Genomic DNA, 1,384 nt, shown 5'->3' on the forward strand with positions numbered 1-1,384 from the left:
GGCAGCGCCTCGAACAAGTCAGCGACCAATCCATAATCGGCCACCTGGAAGATCGGCGCCTCCTCGTCCTTGTTGATCGCCACGATCACCTTGGAGTCCTTCATGCCCGCCAGGTGCTGGATGGCACCGCTGATGCCCACGGCGATGTAGAGCTCTGGAGCGACGATCTTGCCGGTCTGGCCGACCTGCATGTCGTTGGGCACGAAGCCGGCGTCCACCGCCGCGCGAGAGGCACCGATGGCCGCGCCGAGCTTGTCGGCGATACCGTCGAGCAGTTTGAAGTTCTCGCCGTTGCCCATGCCGCGGCCACCGGAGATGACCACCTTGGCCGCCCCCAGCTCGGGACGGTCGCTCTGGGCCAGTTCCTCGCCGACAAAGGACGACAAGGCGTTGTCGACCACGGTGTCGACGGCTTCGATGGTCGCGCTGCCGCTTGCGCCGACTGCGTCGAAGGCGGTGCCCCGCACGGTGATCACCTTCAGCGCGTCCTCGCTCTGCACGGTGGCAATGGCGTTGCCGGCGTAGATCGGCCGCTTGAAGGTGTCGGCGTTCTCCACAGCGATGATCTCGGAGATCTGCGAGACGTCCTTCAGCGCGGCGAGACGCGGCATGACGTTCTTGCCGGTGGTCGAGGCCGCCGCCAGCACATGGCTGTAGTCATCCGCCAGCGACACCAGCAGCTCGCCCAACGGCTCGGCCAGTTGGTGGGCATAGACCGCGTGATCGGCCACCCTCACCCTGGCGACGCCCTCGAGTTTGGCCGCCGCCTCGGCAATGGTGCCGACGTTTTCCCCGGCCACCAGTACGTCGATGTCACCGCCGATGCTTTCTTTCACTTGCCGGGCCGCGGCCACCACATGGGCCGTGCTCTCGGCCAGTTGGCCGTCGTGATGTTCGGCGAGTACCAGAATGCTCATGAGATCAGCTCCTTTCAAAGGACTTTGGCTTCGTTCTTGAGTTTGTCCACGAGCTCGTCCACGGAGCCCACCTTGACGCCGCCCTGGCGCTCGGCCGGCGGCTCGACCCCGACCAGCTTGAGCTTGCCGGCGACCTCGACGCCCAGTTCCTCCGGCGTCTTGGTGTCCAGCGGCTTCTTCTTGGCTTTCATGATGTCGGGCAGCTTGGCGTAGCGCGGCTCGTTGAGGCGCAGGTCAGTCGTGACGACGGCCGGCAGGGCCAGCGAGAGAGTCTGCAGGCCGCCGTCGATCTCGCGGGTGACCGTCAGCTTGCCGTCCTCGACCTTGACCTCGGAAGCGAAGGTGCCCTGGGCACGCCCGGTCAGGGCAGCCAGCATCTGGCCGGTCTGGTTGTTGTCGCTGTCGATGGCCTGCTTGCCGAGAATCACCAACTCCGGCTGCTCCTCTTCAACCACCTTGGCCAGCAC

The 1,384-nt window shown here is 65.6% G+C and carries 2 protein-coding genes; both read right to left on the reverse strand.

What is annotated here, in order from left to right:
• The coding region (locus FZZ93_RS18150) for an electron transfer flavoprotein subunit alpha/FixB family protein (protein WP_149323698.1) at nucleotides 1-917 on the reverse strand (917 nt) is incomplete at its 3' end.
• 14 nt (nucleotides 918-931) lie between these two features.
• The coding region (locus FZZ93_RS18155) for an electron transfer flavoprotein subunit beta/FixA family protein (RefSeq protein ID WP_149323699.1) at nucleotides 932-1,384 on the reverse strand (453 nt) is incomplete at its 5' end.

This window comes from Halomonas eurihalina (assembly GCF_008274785.1).
GTDB lineage: Bacteria > Pseudomonadota > Gammaproteobacteria > Pseudomonadales > Halomonadaceae > Halomonas > Halomonas eurihalina.